Here is a 25,498-nt window from a genome sequence, read left to right as displayed (position 1 = left end):
AATATTTCAATAACAACACATATGAGGCTAATATATTATATTTTCAAGTAGATTTTTACTTTAAAAACAAATTATTTTAACATATACATATTTATAATAATTAATATTATTAAAAATAATATTCATTTTTTAAATAAATAAAAAATTTTAAATATTAATCTTTTATTTTAATAAAAATATATTTTTAAAATTATTAAAAAATTATTTTAAATAAAATTATATTTTTATTTAAACTAATTATTAATTTTAATTCATTTTTTTAAATTTTTTAATATAAAAGCATTTTATATGTTAAAATTATTTTTCTATTTTATTAAAAAAATAAATTTATAGTTAAAATATAATTTTGTATTCTACTATACATATAGAATAATGTATATTTTGATATTTTATAATATTAAATTATAATTTTTATTATATATTTACATTATCCAAATAACTATTTTGGACTACGTTTGTATTTTATTACAAAAAAATAATTACATTATATCAAATCTATTATAAATTTTTCTAGTTTTTTTTGATCATTTATAAATTTACAAATTCCATCATTAAGTTTATTAACTGCCATTAAATTTTGATTATGTTGTAAATGAAACTCAGATTCAGTTAATTTATCAGTTGGTTTTTTTATTTTAGATGAATATATTAATTTACGAACAATTTCTCCTTGAGATTCTGATAATTCTTTTAATAAAATAGGTGGAATTGTTAAAATATCACAACCTGCTAATTCAATAATATCATTAATATCACGTAAACTAGCACCCATAATTAAAGTTTTGTATCCATGCATTTTATAATAGTTAAAAACTTCATTAACAAAAATTACACCAGGTGATTCTTTTTCTGTAAAATATTTTTCTTGTTTATTTTTTTTATACCAATCAAATATTCGCCCTATAAATGGGGAAATTAAAAATACATTTGATTCTGCACAAGCACGTGCTTGTGCAAAAGAAAATAATAAAGTTAAATTACAATTTATACCTTCTTTTTCTAATTTTTCAGCTGCTTTTATTCCTTGCCAAGTTGATGCTAATTTAATTAAAATACGATCATTATTAATATTTGAATCATTATATATTTTTATTATACGTTTTGCTTTTAATATACAGGCTTTTTCGTTATAGGAAAAATTAGCATCAATTTCAGTAGAAATTCTGCCTGGAATTATTTTTAATACTTCTAAACCAATATTAACAGAGAGTTTATCACATGCATCAATAACTTGTTGCTTGAGTTTTTTACTTTTCTTACGAGCCCATGTTATGGCTTCGTTAATCAATTTATTATATTTATTAAATTTTACAGCATTTAAAATTAACGAAGGATTAGTTGTTACGTCATGTGGCTTATATAATTTAATTACTTCAGTATCAATTGTATCTGCTGCAATAATTGTTGAATTACGTAATGAAGTTAATTTATCAATCATTTGATACTCCAAATTTGTTTTTATATTAATTTAAAAAATAATTAATATATATCAAAATGATATAAAATTTTAATTAAAATATTTTTATTAAAATTATTAATATGTAAATTATATTATTTTTTTAAAAAAATATTTTTAATATGATCAATTATAATTTTATATTATTTAATAAAAAATAACAAATGGAATAAAAATATAATAAAATAACAAAAATAAAATTTAATTTTAAATATTTAAATTTAAATTAATGAGAATTATATATTATTAAAAACTATAAAAAATATTTCAAAAAACATATTTTTGATTATTTTAAAAACAAATAAGTTATTAATGTAATAAAAACGATATTTTATATATTAATCAAAATAATTTTATTTTTTTATAAAAATATTTAAGAATATAGTTGTTTATAACATAAAAAATTTGTTTTTTCATATAAAAATATTTCTAAAAAATATTAAAAATACTTTATACAAAATTAAATATTACAAATAATTTTATATAAATAAATATTTAAAGTTATTTTTTATAAAATCGTTTTTTTTAATATATATTTTAATTAAATGTTTTATTTTTAATAATATATTAAAAAAATATATTTATTATAACATTATGCAATATTAATAGGAAAAGCAATAACGTCGTTAATTTTTTTAGAATTCAATGCAATCATAATTAAACGATCCACACCTACAGCAACACCTGAACAATTTGGTAACCCATGTTTTAATGCAGATAAAAAATATTTATCAATATGATATACAGGTAAACCTATTATATTTCTTTTAATATTGTTATCTTCTAGACGTTTTTGTTGTTCAGCAAAATTTGTTAATTCATCAAAACCATTTGCTAATTCCATTCCTTTATAATATATTTCAAAACGTTCAGAAACACGACAATCTTTTTTATTAATTTTTGCTAATAAAGCTTGTGTTGAAGGAAAATGATAGATTGTTATAGGTTTTTTTTTACCTAAAAAAGGTCTTATACAAAATTCAAAAAGAATTTCTAATATGCTATCCTTATTTTTTTTATATTTAATGATATCTTTTAAATTAAAATTTATTGCAATTTTCAATAAATCGGTTTTTTTTGCTAATAAAGGATCAATGTTTAAATATTTTATAAAAACATCTTTATAAGATGATAGTTCAGTATTATCACATTTTAAAATATATTGGAATAAATCATTAACTTCATTAATTAAATTATACATGTCAAAACATGGTCTATACCATTCGAGCATGGTAAATTCAGGATTGTGTTTTTTTCCAATTTCTTTATTTCTAAAACAACGACATAATTGAAATATAGGTCCGCTACCTGCTGCTAATAAACGCTTCATATGATATTCAGGACTAGTTATTAAATACATTTTAATAGGATTATTAATTCCTGGTTTTTTTAAAATTGTTTTAAATGAAGAGATATAAACATCTGTTGTTGCAAAATGACTTATTGTTGGTGTTTCTACTTCAATAACAGATCTATCATTAAAGAATTTTCTTATTTTTTTTATAATATTTGCTCTTTTTGATATATTGTTAATAGATATTGATGGTTTTCAATTTATTATTTTATTCATATTAAATTTCAAATTAAATTAATTTAATAATAAAAATATATAAATTAGTATCTAACAAGATATTAATTCAAAAATATAATAAATAGATACTATGTTGATTGTTTTATATATATTAAAGCATGTATAATATATTAAAAATATTTAAATATTTTTAAGTGATATAAGAATCATAGTAATATATTAAACATTATTTTACTTAGTTTATTTTATTATTTTTTAATTTTATTATTATTTTTTATTAAAAAATATTATATAAGATATTTTTAATTTTTGTAAAATTATTTACAAAATAATTATTTTATATTTAATGTTATTTGTTTTAAACAATTAAATTTTTATCAATAATTTCATATGAAATTTAATTTTTTTAAATAAATAAAATATTATGTAACCTATATATATAAACATAATATATATAAATATTATTAATATGTAATAATATATATTTATTATAAAAATTTAAATATAGAGTTTTATAACGTAAAATAAAAAAAATAATATTATTTTTATGATTAAATATTTATTTTTAATATGTATTATGATCAATTTTTTATTTTAAATATTCTTTAAAATACTTCAAATAATAAATAATATAAAACTTGTTTTATATAAAATTCACGATATATTATTGAATAATATAACATAGTTATTTTATTGCATAAGACTATATGATGATTTAACAAAATATTTTTAAAATATATAACTTAATGTTTTATTTTTTTATATGGAATAAAATGATGCATAACCCTTTATATCTTAAAAATATAATTTCTATTAATGATTTAAAACGAACAGATCTTGAATTAATAATAAAAGTAGCTAGTTTTTTAAAAAAAAAACAACTACCATATTTATTAAAACATAAGATAATAGCTAGTTGTTTTTTTGAAAATTCTACTAGAACCCGTTTATCATTTGAAACAGCTATTCATCGATTAGGAGCATCAGTAGTTGGTTTTTCTGATAGCAAAAGTATTTCATTTAAAAAAAAAGGTGAAACTTTTGCTGATACTATTTCAGTAATCAGTCATTATGCAGATGCAATAGTGATTCGTCATCCACAAGAAGGAGCAGCTCGTCTTGCTAGTCTTTATTCTAATAAAACACCAATAATAAATGCTGGTGACGGTTCAAATCAACATCCAACTCAAACATTATTAGATTTATTTACTATTAATGAAATACAAGGTCGTTTAGATTATTTACATATAGCAATGGTAGGAGATTTAAAGTACGGTCGTACTGTTCATTCATTAACTCAAGCATTATCTAAATTTAAAAAAAATTATTTTTATTTTATTGCACCAAATGCATTATCAATGCCAAATAATATTTTACGTATTCTTGAAGAGAAAAAAATAATTTATAGTTTACATGACAATATAGATAAAGTATTACCTAAATTGGATATTTTATATATGACACGTGTTCAAAAAGAACGTTTGGATCCATCTGAATATGTTAATGTAAAATCAAAAATCGTTTTGCATGCTAAAGATTTACATTTTGTAAAACCAACATTTAAAATACTACACCCATTACCACGTGTTGATGAAATAAAAATTTGTGTAGATAAAACTCCTTATGCTTATTATTTTCAACAAGCAGGAAATGGAGTTTATGCTAGACAAGCATTATTATTATTAATTTTAAAAAAAAAATTAATTTTTAGGAGAAAATAATTTTGATACGAAATAATAAATTACAAGTTGAAGCTATAAGTTATGGAACAGTTATAGATCATATTCCAGCTCAAATTGGGTTTAAATTATTAAAATTATTTAAACTTACAGAAACAGAAGAACGTGTTACTATCGGTCTTAATTTACCATCAAATAATTTAGGTAAAAAAGATATAATTAAAATTGAAAATACAGTTTTAACATCAAAACAAGCAAATCAATTAGCGTTGTATGCTCCAGAAGCTACAGTTAATTCTATAGAAAATTATCAAGTAATTAAAAAATTAACAATTATATTACCTAAATATATTAATAATATATTATTTTGTCCAAATGGAAATTGTATTAGTCATAATGAACATGTATCAAGTAAATTTATTGTAAAAAAAATACTTAAAAGAATTATTTTAATTTGTAATTTTTGTGAAAAAGAATTTGATAGAAAAGTTGTAATTGATAACCAATAATTTTAAAAAAAGTATATTTTTATAACATTAATTATAATCTTTTAATTATCGCTTATATTCTATAATAAAAATATTTTTGTTATAAAACTGTTTTTAAAAAATATAAAAAATATTTATCATAAATAAAATATTTCTATAAATTGTGCTTTACTTTTAAATATAATACAATATATAGTATTTTTAAGGATAAAATTAGTTTAAAAATTTAAAGGTGATAAATTGTGAACACAATTGTTTTAAAAAAAGATAAACGTCAAAGTATGTTTAATTTAAAAAAAATACAAAAAGAAATTAATATAGCTGCTTTTTTAATAAATATAAAAGATGATTCTTATTGTAATCAAATAATTAATGATATAAAAAATGAAATTAAAAAATATAAAGAAATTGATACTAATAAAATTAAAAAAATTGTAAAAAATCATTTAATTAACAGTAAATATAAAAATTTAGCTAATGCATATATCATATATATACAAAATAAATATGATAAATTAAAAAAACAAAACAAATTAATGAATGATATAAAAGGACTTATTGAACAAAATAATATTTCATTATTAAATGAAAATGCTAATAAAGATAGTAAAGTTATACCAACACAAAGAGATTTACTTGCTGGGATAATCGCTAAATATTATGCTAAAGAATATATTCTTCCTAAAGATATTGTAACTGCACATGAAAAAGGTGAAATTCATTATCACGATTTAGATTATGCTCCATTTTTTCCAATGTTTAATTGTATGATAATCGATCTTGAAGGAATGTTAACTAATGGTTTTAAAATGGGAAATGCAGAAATTGAAACACCAAAATCTATTTCAACTGCAACAGCAATAACTGCACAAATTATTGCTCAAGTAGCTAGTCATATATATGGCGGTACAACAATTAATCGAATAGATGAAATTTTGTCTCCATATGTTCTTATTAGTTATAAAAAACATTTAAAAACTGCAAAAGAATGGGGAATAAAAAATTCAAAAGAATATGCTGAAAAATCTACAGAAAAAGAATGTTATAATGCATTTCAGTCATTAGAATATGAAGTTAATACATTACATACTGCTAATGGACAAACACCGTTTGTTACTTTTGGTTTTGGTTTAGGTGAATCTAAAGAATCACGTTTAATTCAAAAATCTATTTTAAAAAATCGTATTGTTGGTTTAGGTAAAAACCGTAAAACAGCAATATTTCCAAAATTAGTTTTTGCTATAAAAAAAGGACTTAACTATAATTTTAATGATAAAAACTATGATATAAAGCAATTAGCTTTAGAATGTGCTAGTAAACGTATGTATCCAGATATATTAAATTATGATCGAGTTATTGATGTTACTGGCTCATTTAAAACTCCAATGGGATGTAGAAGTTTTTTAGGTATATATAAAAAAAATGGTAAAAAAATACATGACGGGAGAAATAATTTAGGTGTAATTAGTTTAAATTTACCACGGATTGCTATTGAATCTCAAAAAGATGAATCAAAATTTTGGCATTTATTAGATAAACGGTTATTAGTTGCGAAAAAAGCATTAATGACTCGTATTGAACGTCTAAAAAAAGTTAAAGCTCGTGTAGCTCCTATTCTTTATATGGAAGGAGCTTGTGGTGTAAGATTAAATCCTGATGATAGTATTTTAAAAATTTTTCAAAATGGTAGAGCATCAATTTCATTAGGTTATATTGGGTTACATGAGACCATTAATGCTTTATATGGAATAAATACACATATATATAACAATGAATATTTACGTAAAAAAGCTATTGATATTGTTAAAAAACTTCGTAAAACTACCGATGATTGGAAAAGAGAAACTGGATATGCTTTTAGTTTATATAGCACACCTAGTGAAAATTTATGTAATCGTTTTTGTCGTTTAGATAAATTTGAATTTGGTATCATACAAGGAGTAACAGATAAAGGATATTATACAAATAGCTTTCATTTAGATGTTGAAAAACATGTTAATCCATATGAAAAAATTAATTTTGAAAAACCATATCCATATATTTCTAATGGAGGTTTTATTTGTTATGGAGAATATCCAAATTTACAACATAATTTAAAAGCATTAGAAGATATATGGGATTACAGTTATAATTATGTTCCATATTATGGAACTAATACCCCAATTGATGAATGTTATGAATGTAAATTTACTGGAGAATTTTTATGTACAAGCAAAGGATTTGTCTGTCCAAATTGTGGTAATTATGATTCTAATAAAGTATCAGTTATTCGTAGAGTATGTGGATATTTAGGTAGTCCAGATTCCAGACCATTTAATTATGGAAAACAAGAAGAAGTTAAACGTAGAATTAAACATTTTAAAAGTTTTAATTAAAAATGAATTATCATAAATATTACTCTGTTGATGTAGTAAATGGACCTGGAACTCGTTGTACATTATTTGTTTCTGGTTGTGAACATAAATGTCATGGATGTTATAATAAAAGTACATGAAAACTTGATTCAGGTAAACCATTTACTAAACAAATTGAAAATACTATAATTAAAGACTTACAAGATACTAAAATTAAACGACAAGGATTGTCTATTTCTGGTGGAGATCCATTGCATCCATTCAATGTTCCAACTATTTTAAAATTAATAAAACGAATAAAAACTGTTTGTATAAATAAAGATATTTGGATATGAACAGGATATAAAATAAATGAATTAACAATAGAACAACTAGAAATAGTTTCGTTAATTAATACTTTAATTGATGGTAAATTCAAAAAAGATTTATATGACCCAAAATTACTTTTTCGTGGAAGTTCTAATCAAATAATTCATAAATTACGTTAATTTATTTTTTTAATTTTTATTAAATATATAAAATAAAAAAATTTTTATTTTTATATAAAAATTATTTACTAAATATATTTTTAAGTAAAATTATCATATGTGATTTCATTTATTCGTTGTAAAGCAACAACTTTTTCGTTTAATACAGTTTTAATTAAAGTTACACCTTGTGTATTTCTACCAATAACATTGATTTCAGAAACACGTGTTCGTACTAACGTTCCAGCATCTGTTATTATCATTATTTGATCAGATTTATTTACTTGAATTGCATCAACTACATTACCATTTCTTTTACTAACTTGAATAGAAATTACTCCTTGAGTCGCTCGTGATTTAATTGGATATTCAGTTTCTTCTGTACATTTACCGTAACCTTTTTCAGTAATAGTTAATATATGATCTTTTTTATTTGGAATAATTAAAGAAACAACCTTATCTCCTTGTGATAATTTTATACCATGAACACCTGTTGCTGTACGCCCCATAGAACGTACTTCGTTTTCTACAAAACGAACTACCTTTCCTTTAGCTGAAAAAAGCATTATTTCATTTTTTCCAGTAGTTAAATTAACTCCTATTAATTCATCATTATTTTTTAAATTAACTGCAATTATTCCTGAACTTCTAGGTTTTCCAAAATCTTGAAGTAATGTTTTTTTTACAATTCCATAAGATGTTGCCATAAATACATAACAATTATTATTATATTCACTAACTGGTAAAATTGCAGTAATGCGTTCATTTTGTTCCAACGGCAACAAATTTATAATTGGTTTACCACGAGACCATCTTGTAGATTCTGGAAGCTGATGTACTTTCATCCAATATAATCTACCTCTATTAGATAAACAAAGTATTGTATCATGTGTATTAGCTATTACTAATTTAGCAATAAAATCTTTTTCTTTTATACGTGCAGCAGATTTTCCTTTTCCACCCCTACGTTGTGCTTCATAATCAGATAAAGGTTGATATTTTACATATCCTTGATGAGATAATGTAACAATAACATTTTCTTTATTTATTAAATCTTCTACTTGAAATTTTTTTTTGTTTTCTGCAAGTTTAGTTTTACGTTTATCATTAAATTCTTTACGTATATTTTTTAATTCTTCACTAATAACTTTTATTAGATGTTTAGGATTATTTAAAATAACCAATAAATCTTCTTTATTTTTAATTAAAATATAAAATTCTTCAACTATTTTTTTATATTCAAAATTAGTCAATTTTTGCAAACGCAAATCTAGAATAGCTTGTGCTTGTTTTTCGCTTAAACAATATCTTTTTTTATTATAAAATGATGTTTTTGAATAATTAAAAACATTCGTTGTATTTTTATTAAAGAAGTTAAACGTATTTTTAAAGTTACTTACATCCCAATGTTTTGATATTATTTTTGTTTTTGCTTCAATTGGTGTTGATGATTTACGAAGTAATTCAATCATTATATCAATATTTGCTAAAGCAATAGTAAAACCTTCAAGAATATGTATTCTATTACGAATTTTATTTAATTCAAAAATAGAACGACGTATGACAATTTCTCGACGATGACATATAAAAGCAGAAATAATTTCTTTTAAATTAAAAACTTTTGGTTTTCCTTTATATAAAGCTACCATATTTATTCCAAAAGAAACCTGTAATTGCGTTAATGAATATAAATTATTTAAAATAATTTCAGCAATAGCGTCACGTTTAATTTCAATAACAATTCTCATTCCATCTTTATCAGATTCATCACGCAAGGCACTAATACCTTCAATACGTTTTTCTTTTATAAGTTCAGCAATTTTTTCAATTAAACGAGTTTTATTAACTTGATATGGGATTTCGTTAATAATAATAGCTTCACGTTTATTTTTTGCATCTATTTTGATTTTGGCACAACCACGAATATAAATTTTACCTCGACCAGTATTATACGCTTCAGCAATACCTTGTTTTCCGTTAATAATCCCAGCAGTTGGAAAATCTGGACCTGGAAGATAATTCATTAAATTTTCAACACTAATATTTTCATTATTTATATATGCTAAACAAGCATCAATTACTTCTCCTAAATTATGTGGAGGGATATTTGTAGCCATACCAACAGCTATACCAGATGATCCATTAATTAATAAATTTGGAATTTTAGTTGGCATGACTTCAGGAATATATTCTGTATCATCATAATTTGGAATAAAATTTACTGTATCTTTATCAAGATCTGCTAAAATTTCATGAGTAATTTTAGCAATACGAATTTCTGTATAACGCATTGCAGCTGCGGAATCACCATCAATTGAACCAAAATTTCCTTGACCATCTATTAATTTATATCTCATAGAAAAAGGTTGAGCTAAACGTACTATTGTATCGTAAACAGCACTATCACCATGTGGGTGATATTTTCCTATTACATCACCTACAATCCTAGCTGATTTTTTATATGATTTATTCCAAAAATTTCCTAATATATTCATTGCAAAAAGTATTCTACGATGTACTGGTTTTAATCCATCACGAATATCCGGAAGAGCACGTCCAACAATAACAGATATTGCGTAATCTAAATATGAATTTTTCAATTCTTCTTCTATATTTATTGATGTAATTTCTTTAGCAATTTTACTCATTTAACCACTGATCCTTATAATTTTATATTTATGGTATATTTAATATCGTTAATATAATATATTTTAAAAAATAAAGATTAAAAAAAAGATAATCTATAGATTAAAGTTTAATTAGTAAAGTATTTTAATAATTTTATAAATAAAAATTAAAAAAATAAAATAATAATTAATTATCATAACTAAACTTTATAATTATTAATATAATCTACATATCAAATAAAATAAAAAAATTAAAAAATATAAAACTAATTATTTTGTATTTCAAATAATTAATAAAACTATTTAATTATTTAATTAATTAAAAAAAACAAATTGTTATATATAATATATGCTTAATTAAATTTAATAAAAAACAATTAAATAAATTTAATCAAAAAAATAAATTTTATAATATATTATTCTATAATAAATATTAGTTTATTTTTTTATAAAAAAATTTATATATTTTAAAATGAAATTATTAAAAATTTTGTTTTTTTATAATTTTTTTTTATTTTTTTGTTTTTGTTTAATATATAAATATTAATTTATTAAAAAGAGATATAAATATGATATTTTATAAACCAGCTGCTTCACGTAATAAATCAGCTTTATCAGTTTTTTCCCAAGGAAATTCTAAACGTCCAAAATGTCCATAAGAAGCTGTTTGTTGATAAATTGGACGTAATAAATTAAGCATTTGTATTATGCCATAAGGTCGTAAATCAAAAAATTCATAAATTAATTTAATTAATTTATTTTCTAAAATTTTACCAGTACCAAATGTTTCTACCATAATAGACGTTGGTTTCGCTATTCCAATAGCATAAGATACCTGTATTTCACATCTATCAGCAAGACCAGCAGCAACAATATTTTTAGCTACATATCGTGCTGCATAAGCAGCAGAACGATCAACTTTTGATGAATCTTTACCAGAAAATGCACCGCCCCCATGACGAGCCATACCACCATACGTATCAACAATAATTTTACGCCCAGTTAAACCACAATCACCAATTGGGCCACCAATAACAAAACGCCCAGTAGGATTAATAAAATATTTAGTAGTAGATAATATACATTTATGTGGTAAAACAGGTTTTATTATTTCTTCTATAACAGCTTCACGTAATTCTTTTTGTTTTATATCTTCAGAATGTTGTGTAGATAAAACAACTGTATCAATACCAATAATCTTGTTATTTTCATATTGAAATGTAATTTGACTTTTTGCATCAGGACGCAACCACGGTAGAATACCATTCTTTCGTACATCAGCTTGACGTTTAACTAAACGATGTGCAAATGTAATTGGCGCAGGCATTAAAACATCAGTTTCATTAGTTGCATATCCAAACATTATTCCTTGATCACCAGCACCTTGTTCTAAAGGATCAATATTATTGATACCTTGATTAATATCTAAAGATTGCTTACTGAATTTACTTAATATTGTACATGAATTAGCATCAAAACCCATATCTAAACTAGTGTAACCAATTTCACTAACAGTTTTTCGTATAATTTTTTCAAAATCTACACATGCATTTGTTGTGATTTCACCTCCAATCATAACCATATCTGTTTTTATATAAGTTTCACAAGCAACTCGAGCGTTTGGATTTTGTTCTAAAATTGCATCTAATATTGCATCAGAAATTTGATCAGCAATTTTATCAGGATGTCCTTCTGATACAGATTCAGAAGTAAAAAAATATTTATACATTAGATTTTATACCTTAAATTTCAATAATACATAATTAGTTATTTTAAAATTTATAAATTTATTTTTTTATATGGAATTATTTATTTATTTTAAATACATAAAAAAATAAAAGAATAACTTAAATAACTTATTTATTTTTTAAAATTTAAAATATATTAATAATTGTATTATTAATAATTTAAATAATAATAAAAATTATTATATAATAATTTTTATTTAATAAAAAATGTTTCAAAAAAAATTTTTTTTAAAATTATATTATTATAAAATATATATATTTTAAGATTAATAAATAATAAAAATTATAATCCTAATATTAGGAGTTTTATTGTGAATCGTAAAAATGATAAAAAAACACATCAAATTTACAATATATCATATTGGAGTAATGGTTATTATCAAATAAATGAATATGGTAATATTTGTGTTTGCCCTGATCCTGAAAATAATAATAATTTTGTTGAAATATTAAATCTTATTAATAAAATTAAAAGTGAACAAAAACATTTGCAATTACCAACGTTATTATGTTTTCCTCAAATTTTACAACATCGTTTACGTGCTATAAATACTGCTTTTAAAAATGCTTGTAAATCTTATGGTTATAAAGGAGATTATCTTTTAGTTTATCCAATAAAAGTTAATCAACAAAGTAGAGTAATTAAATCATTATTAAATTCAGGAGAACCTTTAGGACTAGAATCAGGTTCTAAAGCAGAATTAGTAGTTATTTTAGCTAATGTTAATAATGCGCATACTGTAATTATATGTAATGGTTATAAAGACAAAGAATATATTAGATTAGCTTTAATTGGTGAAAAAATCGGTCATAAAATATATCTTGTAATTGAAAAAATGTCCGAAATTGAATTAGTATTAAAAGAAGCTAAAAAATTAAATATAACGCCACGTCTTGGAGTACGTGCTCGTTTAGCTTCACAAGGATCAGGTAAATGGCAAGCAAGTGGTGGTGAAAAATCAAAATTTGGTTTATCTGCAACACAAGTTCTTCAATTAGTCGAAATCTTACGAAAAGAAAACAGTTTAAATAGTCTTCAATTATTACATTTTCACTTAGGATCTCAAATGTCTAATATACGTGATGTAGCCACAGGAGTAAGAGAATCGGCGCGTTTTTATATTGAGTTACATCGTTTAGGAGTTAATATTAAATGTTTTGATGTTGGTGGTGGATTAGGTGTTGATTATGAAGGTACAAGATCACAATCTGATTGCTCTGTAAATTATGGTTTAAACGAGTATACAAACAATGTGATTTGGTCAATAGGTGATGCATGTGAAGAATTTAATTTACCACACCCAATAGTTATAACAGAATCAGGAAGAGCATTAACAGCACATCATGCTGTTTTAATTTCAAATGTAATTGGTATTGAACGTAATGAATTTACTAAAGCGTCACCTCCAAATAAAAATGCTCCTCGTTCTTTAATATCTTTATGGGAAACATGAAAAGCAATGCAACATCAAGAAAGTAGTAGAAATCTTCGTGAATGGTTACATGATAGTCAATTTGATTTACAAGAAGTTCATACTCAATATGCTCATGGAACATTAGATTTAAATCAACGCGCTTGGGCAGAAGAATTATATTTAAATATTTGTCGTCGAATTAAATATGATTTAAATCCAAGCAATAGAACACATCGTCCTATTATAGATGAACTTCAAGAAAGAATGGCAGATAAATTTTATGTTAATTTTTCATTATTTCAATCATTACCGGATTCTTGGGGGATAGATCAAGTTTTTCCAATATTACCTATTAAAGATTTATTTAATCCATTAAATCGTCGTGTAGTTTTATTGGATATAACATGTGATTCTGATGGAATCATTGATCATTATATTGATGGTGATGGGATAGAAACAACTATGCCTATTCATGATTACGATTCTAAAAATCCTCCTATAATCGGATTTTTTATGATAGGAGCATATCAAGAAATTTTAGCTAATAAACATAATTTATTCGGTAGTACAACATCTATTGATATATGGATTGACAATAAAAATAAAATTCATTATATTCAAACTGAAAAAGGTGATTCAATTGCTGATATATTACAATATGTTAATTTAATACCAGAAGAATTTTTGGAAAAATTAAAAAAACAAATAAAAGATATAAAACTAGAAAAACATATTCAAAAAGATTTTTTAAAAAAAATTAAAAATAGTTTACATGGTTATAGTTATTTAAAAGATTAAGAAAATAAAATACAGTATTTTATAAAATTTAATTAAAATATTTAATATATATAATTATTATGATACATAATACATTAGGTAATAATATAGATAATTCGTTAGTATCTAACGCATTCGGTTTTTTAAGATTTCCTTTAAATTTTTCTCCATATACTTCAAAAGCTGATTGGGTAATTACTGGTGTTCCATTTGATCTAGCCACATCTGGGAGATCAGGTAGTAGATATGGACCAGCATCAATTCGTCAAATGTCAACTAATCTTGCATGGGAAAAATGTCATTGGCCTTGAAATTTTAGTTTAACTGAACGTTTAAATGTTATTGATTGCGGTGATTTAGTTTTTTCGTTTGGTAACACACAAGATATGTGTGACAAATTACAAATACATATAGAAAAATTACTAAAATCAAATAAAAAATGTTTAACATTTGGTGGTGATCATTTTATTACATTACCTTTATTACGAGCACATGCAAAATATTTTGGAAAAATGGCATTAGTTCATTTTGATGCCCATACTGATACATATAATAACAATAATAAATATGATCACGGAACTATGTTTTATTATGCACCAATAGAAAATCTAATTGATCCAAAACACTCAGTACACATTGGTATCCGTACTGAATTTTGTCCTAACAATAGTTTTACAGTATTAGATTCAACACAAGTAAACGAACAAAATATTAATAAAATTTTATTTAAAATAAAAACAATTACTAAAAAAATTCCTGTTTATTTAACATTTGATATTGATTGTTTAGATCCAGCTTTTGCTCCAGGAACAGGAACTCAAGTAGCAGGAGGGTTAACTTCTTATTGTGTATTAAAACTAATACGTGGTTTGCAACCTCTTAATATTATTGGTATGGATTTAGTAGAAGTAGCACCAGTTTATGATCAATCTGGGATTACTTCATTATTAGCTTCTACTATTGCATTAGAAATGTTATATATACAAGCTGCAAAAAAATAATAATATTTTATATAAATTTTATAATTAATTATATAATAAAACATTATAAAAACAATTTAGTTTTTTATTTAAAATAATTTAAAATTAATATCATAAAGTATATTTTGTTTTTTTATAAAAATAAAATTATATTATATTTAATGTTTTTCAATATAAAAATTACTTAGTAACTGAACAATTATTAAAAATAACATAATTATATAAACATATGTTTTAAAAAAGTATATTTGCATTCCTTCTAATAATAAATTAATACCAATTAAAATTAAAAATAAAAATGTTAACTTTTTTATAAAAAAATATTTTTTTATAAAACTATCAATAATTTTTGAAGTAAATATAATAAAAATAGCAGCAGTAATTATCGCAAAAATCATAATAAATAAATTATCACATAAACCAATAGCGGTCATAATAGAATCAAAACTAAAAATAATATCTAAAATCGCTATTTGAAAAATAATTATAAAAAATGATTTTTTTTGATAATTATTTTTAATATTTTTACGTTTTTTTATATCATAAAGTATTTCTTTAATAGATTTATAAATAAGAAAAGCCCCGCCAATACTTAAAACTAAATCTTTTATAGAAACTAAATGATTCAAAACAGTAAATATTGGAATCGTTAAATTTGACAACCAATTAACAGAAATAAAAAATATAAGTCTTACAACTAAAGCAAGAATTAATCCTATATTCCATACTTTTTTTTGTTGGTAAGCTGGAAGTTTATTAACAGTTATATTAAGAAAAACAATATTATCAACACTTAAAATAATCTCAAAAAATGTTAATAAAAATAAATCTAAAAAAAATTTTAAATTAAATATATAATTAAACATTTTATAACAATTAAATAAATTAAAAATATTAAAGAAAATAGTTGTGTAAAATTTTATATAAAATTATTAATTTTTAATATTTTTAAAAATTTTTTTTAAAATAATTATACAAAAATATACAATTTTTTTCTAAAAAACATTTTATTTAATAATTAAAATGTTTTTAATTTAATATATATTTAAAAATACGTATCATTAATATATAATATTAAAGATATTTTTAACATTTTATTGATATATTTTATGTTTTTATGTTTTAAATAAAATATATTATATCATTTATATTATTTTATTTAAGATAAAAAACGAAAAAACTTAAATTTTATTGTTAAAAAATTATCTTTATATGATTATATTTATATTATACCATATATAATATTCTTATATATTCTAAATAAAATATTAATTCACGATAATTGTAATATATAAATTATTATATAAAAATAAAAAATTATATATTTAAATAATTATATAAAAATTAATAAAATATATTAAATTATAATTTATATTATATTTTATTAATTTTTTAATAAAAAATATATTTTTTTAAACATAAAAAAAATATATTTTAAATTTGATAATTTCATAAAAATAAATACAAATGTTATCATATAAAAATAATATTTACATAAAAATATAATTTAAACATTTTATAAAAAAATAATATATTTAAAAAATAATTTTATATTACATAATAAAATTTATTTATAAATATCAATATAAGTTATATTTAATTACACTATACATTTTATTATTGTTATTATTAATAACTAAATGATTTTTAAAATTTTATAAAACTATTTTTTTTAAATATATTATGATAAAAAAACAATATAAACATATAGCTGTATTACAAGAAGAAGCAATAAACGGATTAAATATAAAACCAAATGGTATCTATATAGATGGAACATTCGGCACAGGTGGACATTCTAAATTAATTTTAAATAAACTAAATAAAAATGGTCGTTTAATAGTTATAGATCGCGATCCAGAAGCTATTAAAATAGCTAAATCAATTAAAGATCGCAGACTTGTAATTAAACAAGGATTATTTTCAGATATTATTAATTATATAAAAAAAAAAGAGTTAATAGGTAAAATAAATGGTATATTATTGGATTTTGGTATTTCGTCTTCACAATTAGATAACCCTGAACGTGGTTTTTCTTTTACATTTGATGGTCCGCTTGATATGCGTATGGATCAAACAAAAGGACAAACAGCATCACAATGGTTAATGAATGCTAATGTTAATGATATTATTTTTGTATTAAAAACTTTTGGAGAAGAACGCTTATGTAAGCGTATCGCAAAAGCAATTATAGAACATAAAAATAATCCAAAAAAAAAACCATTAACACGTACAAAACATCTTACAAATTTAATTTTAAAAACTATTCCAAAATATACAAAAAAACATCCAGCTACTCGCACTTTTCAAGCAATTAGAATTTATATTAATAACGAACTAGAAGAAATAAAACAAATGTTGAATGGAACATTAAATATCCTTGCTCCACAAGGAAGGATATCTATTATTAGTTTTCATTCGTTAGAAGATCGATTAGTAAAACATTTTATTAGAAAAAATAGTAAATTATTAAATATACCTATTAATATTCCATTAACAAAGTTTCAAATAGAACAATTAAGTTTAAAAACAATACAATTACGAGATTTAGGCAAAATAAAACCATCATATAAAGAAATAAAAAACAATCCTAGATCTCGTAGTTCAATATTACGATTAGCAGAAAAAATAAACAATGGTTATAAAAAAATATAATTTAAAAAAAATAATTTTACATGATTTATTAAAACATAATTTACTTCAATTAATTTTGTTATTTTTTATTATTATAAATGCTATTTCAGTAATAATAATTACGTACGAAACGCGTTTTTTAACTATATTAAAAAATAATTTGTATGAAGAAAAAGATTTATTAGATATAGAATGGAGAAATTTAATTATCGAAGAAAATTTATTTGGAAATCACAATCGAATTGAACGTATATCTATTGATAAATTATCTTTAATTCCAATTGAATTTTTAAATGAAAATATTATTATTTTAAATAATAATAAAATTAATAATGAAATTATTGAATCAAATAAAAAATAAAAAACAAAAACATGTTTTTTTATTTGATGATTGGCGTTTTACTTTTATATGCTTATGTATTACATTTGCTATATGCGGTTTATTAATTAGAATTGCTTTTTTACAAATATTTTCTCATGAAAAATTAATAAAAGAAAGCGATATGCGATCTTTACGCATACAAAAAATTACAACTGCTCGTGGAATGATTAGTGATAGAAAAGGTAAAAAATTAGCAGTTAGTATACCTGTTAATGCAATTTGGATTGATCCAAAAGAAATTACAGAAAAAGGAGGTATTAGTAATTACAAATATTGGAAAGCATTATCTGATATATTAAATATTCCTCTAAAGCAAATTACAAATAAAATATTATCAAATCAAAAAAGTCGATTTATATATTTAGCTCGTCAAGTCAATTTATCTGTAGCTAACTATATAAATAAATTAAAAATACCAGGTGTTTATTTACGTAAAGAATCACGTCGTTATTATCCATTAGGACCTATAACAGCTCATTTATTAGGAATAACTAATATAGATGGAGAAGGTATCGAAGGGATAGAAAAAAGTTTTAATAATATATTAAAAGGTGTTTCAGGTAAACGTACAGTTCGTAAAGATTTAAATGGTAAAATAATTGATACAATATCTTATATAGATAGCAAAGATGCCAATAATTTAATATTAAGTATAGATGAACGCATACAATCAATTGTATATCGTGAATTATTATATGGTGTACAAAAAAACAAAGCAGAATCTGGCATAGCTATTTTAATTGATGTTAATACAGGTGAAATCTTAGCTATGGCAAACAGCCCATCTTATAATCCTAATAACATTTCCGGAATATCAATTAATTCTATGAGAAATAGAGCTATAACAGATACTTTTGAACCAGGTTCAACAATTAAACCATTAGTTATAATGAGTGCGTTATATCATAAAATAATCAAAAAGGATACAATAATAAATACAATACCATATAAAATAAAAGGACATAAAATTAAAGATGTCTTGAATTATAAAAAATTATCAATTACAGGTATTTTACAAAAATCTAGTAATGTTGGAATTTCTAAAATTGCGTTAACAATGTCACCTATTGAATTAATAAATATATTTAATAGTTTTGGATTAGGAAAAACAACAAATCTTGGATTAATTGGAGAAAACAACGGATTTTTCCCATACAAAAAAACAAATTGGTCTGATTTAGAAAAAGCCATATTTTCTTTTGGATATGGACAAATGGTAACCCCATTACAACTTGCAAGAGTATATGCTACAATTGGAAGTTTTGGTATTTATCGTAAATTATCTATTATAAAAATCAATACACCTATTCCTGGAATTAGAATTTTTCCAAAATCAATAATAAAAGATGTTATCCATATGATGGAAAGTGTTGCATTACCAGGTGGGGGTGGTTCTCAAGCAGCAATAAAAGGTTATAGTCTTGCAATAAAAACAGGAACTACTAAAAAATTAGGAATAAATGGCAAATATATTAATAAATATATAGCTTATACAGCTGGTATAGCTTCAGCTATAAATCCTCGTTATGCATTAGTTGTACTTATCAATGAACCAAATGCAGGAAAATATTACGGTGGATCTGTTTCAGCACCAATTTTTGGTGCTATTATGAAAGATGTTTTACATTTAATGAATATAAAACCAGATAAATAAATACAAAATAAAATTATAAAAAAAGAGGTTGCAAGTGACTAATAATAATCTTTACCATATTCTTTTACCTTTTGGAATAAAAGCTCCACAAAATATTTTTTTAAAAAATATAAAAATAGATAGTAGAAAAGTTTGTGCAGGAGATTTATTTATTGCTATAAAAGGACAAAAACTAGATGGTAAAAATTATATTACTCAAGCAATTTCACAAGGTGCATCGGCTATTATTGCAGATACACAAAACGAATTAGAAAAAGGTAAAATTTATTTTAAAAATAACATACCTATTATTTATCTAAATAATTTAAATTGTAAAATATCATTAATTGCTAACATATTTTATAATTTTCCATCATCAAAAATGAAACTAATCGGAATAACTGGAACAAATGGTAAAACTACTGTTTCTTATTTAATTGCACAATTAGCAAAAATAATTGGAGAAAAAAGTGCTGTAATAGGAACTAATGGGTATGGTATCTATGGAGATAAATTAATTTATTCTGGTTATACAACAAATTCTGCTGTAGATATTCAATTAGAACTTATGTATTTATTAAAAAAAAATGCATCATTAACTGCTATTGAAGTATCTTCACATGGATTAGTACAAAATAGAGTATCATCACTTAATTTTGATTCTGCTATATTTACTAATTTAACCCATGATCATCTTGATTTTCACCATAATATGAAAAATTATGAAGCAGCTAAATGGTTATTATTTTCTAATATTAAAACAAAAAATCAAATTATAAATATTGATGATAAAATAGGATTAAAATGGTCAAAGTTATTGCCAAAATCTTGTTTAGTAACAATTAAAAATTGTATTCCAAATAATTGGGATGGTTATTGGTTAAAAGCAACAAAAATTAAATATTTTAATTATGAATTTTTGATAAAATTAAATTCTTCTTGAGGAAATGGTGTAATAAAAAGTAAATTGATAGGAATATTTAATATTACTAATTTATTATTGGCTTTATCAAGTTTATTAATGTTAAATTATTCTTTTAAAAAATTACTTATTGCAAGTAATTCATTACATTCAGTTATAGGTCGAATGGAAATTTTAAAATATTATAATAAACCAATTGTTATTGTTGATTATGCACATACGCCTGATGCTTTAGAAAAAGCGCTTATAGCTGCACGTTTATATTGCAAAAAACAATTATGGTGTATATTTGGTTGTGGTGGTGATCGTGATTCAACTAAAAGATCACTAATGGGTTCTATAGCTGAAAAGTTAGCTGATAAAATCATTATTACAAATGATAATCCTCGTAATGAAAATCAATTAAAAATTATAAATGATATTTTAAAAGGAATTTTAAATCCAAAATCAGTATCAATTATATTAGATAGAAGTGAAGCTATTGCTAATACAATATCAAAAGCTACAATTGATGATGTAATAATGATAGCAGGTAAAGGACATGAAAATTTTCAAATTATAAATCAAAAAACAATAGAATATTCAGATAGATTAATAGTTAAAAAATTATTAAATGAGGTGATATAATAATCCCTATAACATTATCACAATTAGCAAGAATAACAAAAGGCTATATAAAACAAAAAATTAAAAAAAAAATAACCATACAATCTATAAGCATAGATAGCAATAATATTACAAAAGATTGTTTATTTATTGCATTAATAGGTAAACGTTTTAACGCACATAACTTCATAGATCAAGTTATTGCCAATGGTGCAAAATTATTACTTGTAGAACAAGAATTAGATGTTAATTGTGCACAAATTATTGTTAAAAATACACGTATCGCAATGGGTCAAATAGCATCATGGATAAGACAAAATTGCAAAATATGTGTAATTGGTTTAACAGGATCTTCAGGTAAAACAACTGTAAAAGAAATGTTAGGATCAATATTATCAGAATATGGAAATACATTATATACTTCTGGTAATTTTAATAATGATATTGGAGTTCCTTTAACTTTATTTAAATTAACACCAAAACATAATTTTGCAATAATTGAAATTGGTGCGAGCAAACCAAATGAAATAAAATATCTAACTAAAATTATAAAACCAAATATATCATTAGTAAATAATTTATTTAATGCTCATATTGAAGGTTTTCAATCAATAAAAAATATAAAAAAAGAAAAAGGTGAAATTTATAAAATAACAAATAAAACTGGTTCAGTTATTGTTAATCTTGATAGTTATTCAAAAAAATGGAAATTTCATCCAAAACAAACAATATTATATTTTTCACTAAATAAAAAACAAAAAACAAATTTTTATGCTAGCAATATCCAATTTGAAAAATTAACAACTAATTTCATATTACATACACCAATAGGTGATACAAATATCTTTTTACAATTAATTGGAAAACATAATATTTCTAATGCATTAGCAGCTAGCGCATTAGCAATAGCTGCTGGTGCAACTCTTGATCATATAAAACAAGGTTTAAAAAAAATAAAACCTATATTAGGACGATTATATCCAATTTATATAGATAAATCAAAGATATTATTAGATGATTCTTATAATTCTAATAATGGTTCAATGTTTGCTGCTATTAATGTATTAATATCAATGCCTGGTTATAAAGTTTTAGTAATAAGCGATACTGCTGAACTTGGTAAATTTTCTTATAAATATCATAAAAATATTGCTTTAATTATTAAAAACTCTGAAATAAATAAAATATTAAGTATTGGAAAATTTAGTACAATTATAAAAACATTTAATAAAAATACTGAACATTTTAATTTTAAAAAAAAAATATTAATTAGATTATTAGAATTAATAGAACAAAACAAAACTATTTCTATTTTAATAAAAGGTTCACGATCTTTTCATATGGAAGAAATTGTTAATAAATTAAAGGAGTTTTTCAAATGTTAGTTTATTTAGCTAAATTATTAGTAAATAAATTTTTTATATTTAATATTTTTTTATCATTAACATTTAGAATTATTTTTGTTTTATTAAGTTCATTTTTTATTGCTTTATATATAGGAAAACCATTAATTAAATATCTAAAAAAAATTCAAATTTCTCAAATAGTTCGTAATGATGGTCCAAAAACACATTTTAGTAAACGCGGAACACCAACAATGGGAGGTTTAATTGTTTTTTTTTCAATTATTTTTTCTATTTTATTATTTGGTGTTTTAGATAACATATATACTTGGTTTGTATTATTTATACTCATTACTCATGGAATTATAGGGTTTATAGATGATTATAGTAAAATATCAAAAAGAAATTCAAACGGTCTAAATGCATATTGGAAATATTTTTGGCAATCTTTAACATCATTACTTGTAATTTTTACTATATATAATTTTGAAAAAAATACACAAGCAACACAATTAGTTATACCTTTTTTAAAAGAAACAACTCCTCAATTAGGAATATTATATATTTTTATTGCATATTTTGTAATTGTAGGAACAAGTAATGCTGTTAATTTAACAGATGGATTAGATGGTTTAGCTATTATGCCAACAGTATTTATATCAGCAGCTTTTGCATTAATTGCTTGGCTAACAAGTAATGTAAATTTTGCTAATAATTTAAATATTCCATTTTTACCTAATGCAATTGAATTAATAATTATTTGTACAGCTATAGTTGGTTCAGGACTTGGTTTTTTATGGTTTAATAGTTACCCAGCACAAATATTTATGGGTGATATTGGTTCCTTGTCTTTAGGTGGGACGTTAGGTACAATTGCTGTATTATTACGACAAGAGTTATTATTAATAATAATGGGTGGTGTTTTTGTAATTGAAACTATATCAGTAATTTTACAAGTTTTTTCTTTTAAAATACGTAAAAAGAGAATTTTTTTAATGACCCCAATTCATCATCATTATGAATTAAAAGGGTTACCAGAACCATTTATAACAACACGTTTTTGGATTGTTTCATTAATATTGGTATTTATAGGATTACTTATTTTAAAAATACGTTGATATGATTAAATGTAAAAAAACACAATATAAAAACAAAAACATAATTATTTTAGGTTTAGGAATAACAGGGTTATCTTGTGTCAAATATTTTTTAAAAAAAGGTATAACTCCTATTGTTGTTGATAATAATTATATACCAAAATATTTAAACGAACTACCAAAAAATGTAAAATTACATATTGGTAAGTTAAATAAAACATTATTAAAAAACACAAAATTAATTATCATAAGCCCAGGTATTAAAATAACAGAACTTGAATCACAAGAAATATTAAAAAATAACATTGAAATTATTAGTGATATCGAATTATTTTGCAGAGAAACTAATAAACCAATTATTGCTATAACTGGTACAAATGGTAAAAGTACAGTAACTTCACTTGTTGGAGAAATAATAAAATCTGCAAAGATTTCAGTAGGTATCGGTGGAAATATTGGAATTCCTGCTTTATCATTGCTTAATTTAGGATACGATATATATGTTTTAGAACTTTCTAGTTTTCAACTTGAAAGAACATATAGTTTGAAAGCTTTTTCTGCCACTATACTTAATGTATGTGAAGACCATATGGATAGATATTCTTTAAATTTTAAAAAATATTATAAAACAAAACTAAAAATATACAATAATGCAAAAAATTGCATTATAAATATTCAAGATTTTTTAACTTTTCCAAAAAAACGTTTAATAAAAGAATGTATAAGTTTTGGTTTGGATAATGGTAATTATTTATTTGATACAAAACAATGTGTTTTAAAAGTAAATAACAAAACTGTGTTAGATGTTAATGAAATGAATATTATTGGTCAACATAATTATCTTAATGCATTATCAGCTCTTGCTTTAGCGGATACAATAAATATTCCACGTAATATAAGTTTACAAACATTAAAAAAATATTCAGGATTAAAACATCGTTTTCAATTAGTTTTATTTAATAAAGGAGTTTATTGGATTAATGATTCTAAATCAACAAACGTAGCTAGCACTGAAGCCGCATTAAAAAGTTTAAAAACAAGTGGTAATGTTTATTTATTATTAGGAGGCGACGGTAAATCCGCAGATTTTTCACCATTAAAAAAATATATAAATGATAATTTTCAAATATATTGTTTTGGATACGATAGAAAAAAATTATCAAAAATATCACCTAATAAATCTATTATAACTAAAACAATGAACGAAAGTTTATATTTATTATCCTTAAAATTAAAAAAAGGTGATACTGTATTATTATCACCAGCATGTTCAAGTTTAGATCAATTTAAAAATTTTGAACATCGTGGTGACGTTTTTACTAAATTAGCTAAAAGATTAGGTTAATTGCTAATTATTAG

Annotated in this window: 17 protein-coding genes and 1 pseudogene; 13 read left to right on the top strand and 5 right to left on the bottom strand. The window is 22.2% G+C overall.

The features are described 5' to 3' along the window. Positions 1–484: 484 nt before the first annotated feature. Both tal and epmA read right to left on the bottom strand, forming a co-directional pair. Positions 485–1,438 (bottom strand): transaldolase, encoded by a 954-nt coding sequence (gene tal / locus AAGD61_RS01595; protein WP_341765279.1) that lies wholly within the window; start codon positions 1,436–1,438, stop codon positions 485–487. Between the two features lie 610 nt (positions 1,439–2,048). Next, positions 2,049–3,026 (bottom strand): elongation factor P--(R)-beta-lysine ligase, encoded by a 978-nt coding sequence (gene epmA, locus AAGD61_RS01590; protein ID WP_341765278.1) that lies wholly within the window; start codon positions 3,024–3,026, stop codon positions 2,049–2,051. A 737-nt stretch (positions 3,027–3,763) separates the two neighbouring features. On the opposite strand from epmA, the gene pyrB reads away from it, so the two are divergent. From pyrB to nrdG, 4 genes are all read left to right on the top strand, one after another. Next, positions 3,764–4,708 (top strand): aspartate carbamoyltransferase, encoded by a 945-nt coding sequence (gene pyrB / locus AAGD61_RS01585; RefSeq protein ID WP_341765298.1) that lies wholly within the window; start codon positions 3,764–3,766, stop codon positions 4,706–4,708. 2 nt (positions 4,709–4,710) lie between these two features. Then, positions 4,711–5,175 carry an aspartate carbamoyltransferase regulatory subunit gene (gene pyrI, locus AAGD61_RS01580; RefSeq protein ID WP_341765277.1) on the top strand — a complete coding sequence of 155 codons (465 nt, stop codon included), beginning with the start codon at positions 4,711–4,713 and terminating at the stop codon, positions 5,173–5,175. A 221-nt stretch (positions 5,176–5,396) separates the two neighbouring features. Then, positions 5,397–7,529 carry an anaerobic ribonucleoside-triphosphate reductase gene (gene nrdD, locus AAGD61_RS01575; protein ID WP_341765276.1) on the top strand — a complete coding sequence of 711 codons (2,133 nt, stop codon included), beginning with the start codon at positions 5,397–5,399 and terminating at the stop codon, positions 7,527–7,529. 2 nt (positions 7,530–7,531) lie between these two features. After that, positions 7,532–7,996, top strand: coding sequence for an anaerobic ribonucleoside-triphosphate reductase-activating protein (gene nrdG, locus AAGD61_RS01570; protein ID WP_341765275.1), 465 nt, complete (start codon positions 7,532–7,534; stop codon positions 7,994–7,996). A gap of 80 nt (positions 7,997–8,076) precedes the next feature. Here nrdG and gyrA read toward each other — a convergent pair whose 3' ends face one another. After that, complete coding sequence (gene gyrA, locus AAGD61_RS01565) at positions 8,077–10,623, bottom strand: DNA topoisomerase (ATP-hydrolyzing) subunit A (RefSeq protein WP_341765274.1); 2,547 nt, start codon at positions 10,621–10,623, stop codon at positions 8,077–8,079. A 556-nt stretch (positions 10,624–11,179) separates the two neighbouring features. Beyond that, entirely contained in the window at positions 11,180–12,331 is a 1,152-nt protein-coding gene (gene metK / locus AAGD61_RS01560; protein WP_341765273.1) for a methionine adenosyltransferase, read from the bottom strand. A gap of 330 nt (positions 12,332–12,661) precedes the next feature. Between metK and speA the strand changes: the two genes are divergently transcribed. Next, positions 12,662–14,563, top strand: coding sequence for a biosynthetic arginine decarboxylase (gene speA, locus AAGD61_RS01555; RefSeq protein ID WP_341765272.1), 1,902 nt, complete (start codon positions 12,662–12,664; stop codon positions 14,561–14,563). A 59-nt stretch (positions 14,564–14,622) separates the two neighbouring features. Then, entirely contained in the window at positions 14,623–15,543 is a 921-nt protein-coding gene (gene speB / locus AAGD61_RS01550; RefSeq protein ID WP_341765271.1) for an agmatinase, read from the top strand. Positions 15,544–15,680: 137 nt separating this feature from the next. On the opposite strand, the gene AAGD61_RS01545 is transcribed toward speB, so the two are convergent. After that, positions 15,681–16,388 (bottom strand): TerC family protein, encoded by a 708-nt coding sequence (locus tag AAGD61_RS01545; protein ID WP_341765270.1) that lies wholly within the window; start codon positions 16,386–16,388, stop codon positions 15,681–15,683. Between the two features lie 817 nt (positions 16,389–17,205). Here AAGD61_RS01545 and rsmH point away from each other — a divergent pair. From rsmH to murD, 7 genes and pseudogenes are all read left to right on the top strand, one after another. Further along, positions 17,206–18,177 (top strand): 16S rRNA (cytosine(1402)-N(4))-methyltransferase RsmH, encoded by a 972-nt coding sequence (gene rsmH, locus AAGD61_RS01540; protein WP_341765269.1) that lies wholly within the window; start codon positions 17,206–17,208, stop codon positions 18,175–18,177. Continuing rightward, complete coding sequence (gene ftsL, locus AAGD61_RS01535) at positions 18,158–18,517, top strand: cell division protein FtsL (RefSeq protein WP_341765268.1); 360 nt, start codon at positions 18,158–18,160, stop codon at positions 18,515–18,517. Before rsmH ends, ftsL begins: the two co-directional genes overlap by 20 nt. After that, positions 18,489–20,186: pseudogene (ftsI, locus tag AAGD61_RS01530) on the top strand (peptidoglycan glycosyltransferase FtsI); the annotation flags it as partial. The gene ftsL and the pseudogene ftsI, both read left to right, overlap by 29 nt. Before the next feature lie 40 nt (positions 20,187–20,226). Continuing rightward, positions 20,227–21,720 carry a UDP-N-acetylmuramoyl-L-alanyl-D-glutamate--2,6-diaminopimelate ligase gene (gene murE / locus AAGD61_RS01525; RefSeq protein WP_341765266.1) on the top strand — a complete coding sequence of 498 codons (1,494 nt, stop codon included), beginning with the start codon at positions 20,227–20,229 and terminating at the stop codon, positions 21,718–21,720. Next, positions 21,699–23,084, top strand: a complete 1,386-nt coding sequence (gene murF / locus AAGD61_RS01520; RefSeq protein WP_341765297.1) for a UDP-N-acetylmuramoyl-tripeptide--D-alanyl-D-alanine ligase — start codon at positions 21,699–21,701, stop codon at positions 23,082–23,084. The genes murE and murF overlap by 22 nt, the downstream gene beginning before the upstream one ends. Continuing rightward, positions 23,078–24,169: a phospho-N-acetylmuramoyl-pentapeptide-transferase gene (mraY, locus tag AAGD61_RS01515; RefSeq protein WP_341765265.1), complete on the top strand. Its 1,092-nt coding sequence runs from the start codon at positions 23,078–23,080 to the stop codon at positions 24,167–24,169. The genes murF and mraY overlap by 7 nt, the downstream gene beginning before the upstream one ends. After that, positions 24,162–25,484, top strand: coding sequence for a UDP-N-acetylmuramoyl-L-alanine--D-glutamate ligase (murD, locus tag AAGD61_RS01510; protein WP_341765264.1), 1,323 nt, complete (start codon positions 24,162–24,164; stop codon positions 25,482–25,484). Before mraY ends, murD begins: the two co-directional genes overlap by 8 nt. Positions 25,485–25,498: the final 14 nt, after the last annotated feature.

This window comes from Candidatus Providencia siddallii (assembly GCF_964026685.1).
Classification (GTDB): domain Bacteria; phylum Pseudomonadota; class Gammaproteobacteria; order Enterobacterales; family Enterobacteriaceae; genus Providencia_A; species Providencia_A siddallii_A.
The sequence above is the reverse complement of the archived record's forward strand: the minus strand, read 5'-3'. Positions and strand labels throughout refer to the sequence as shown.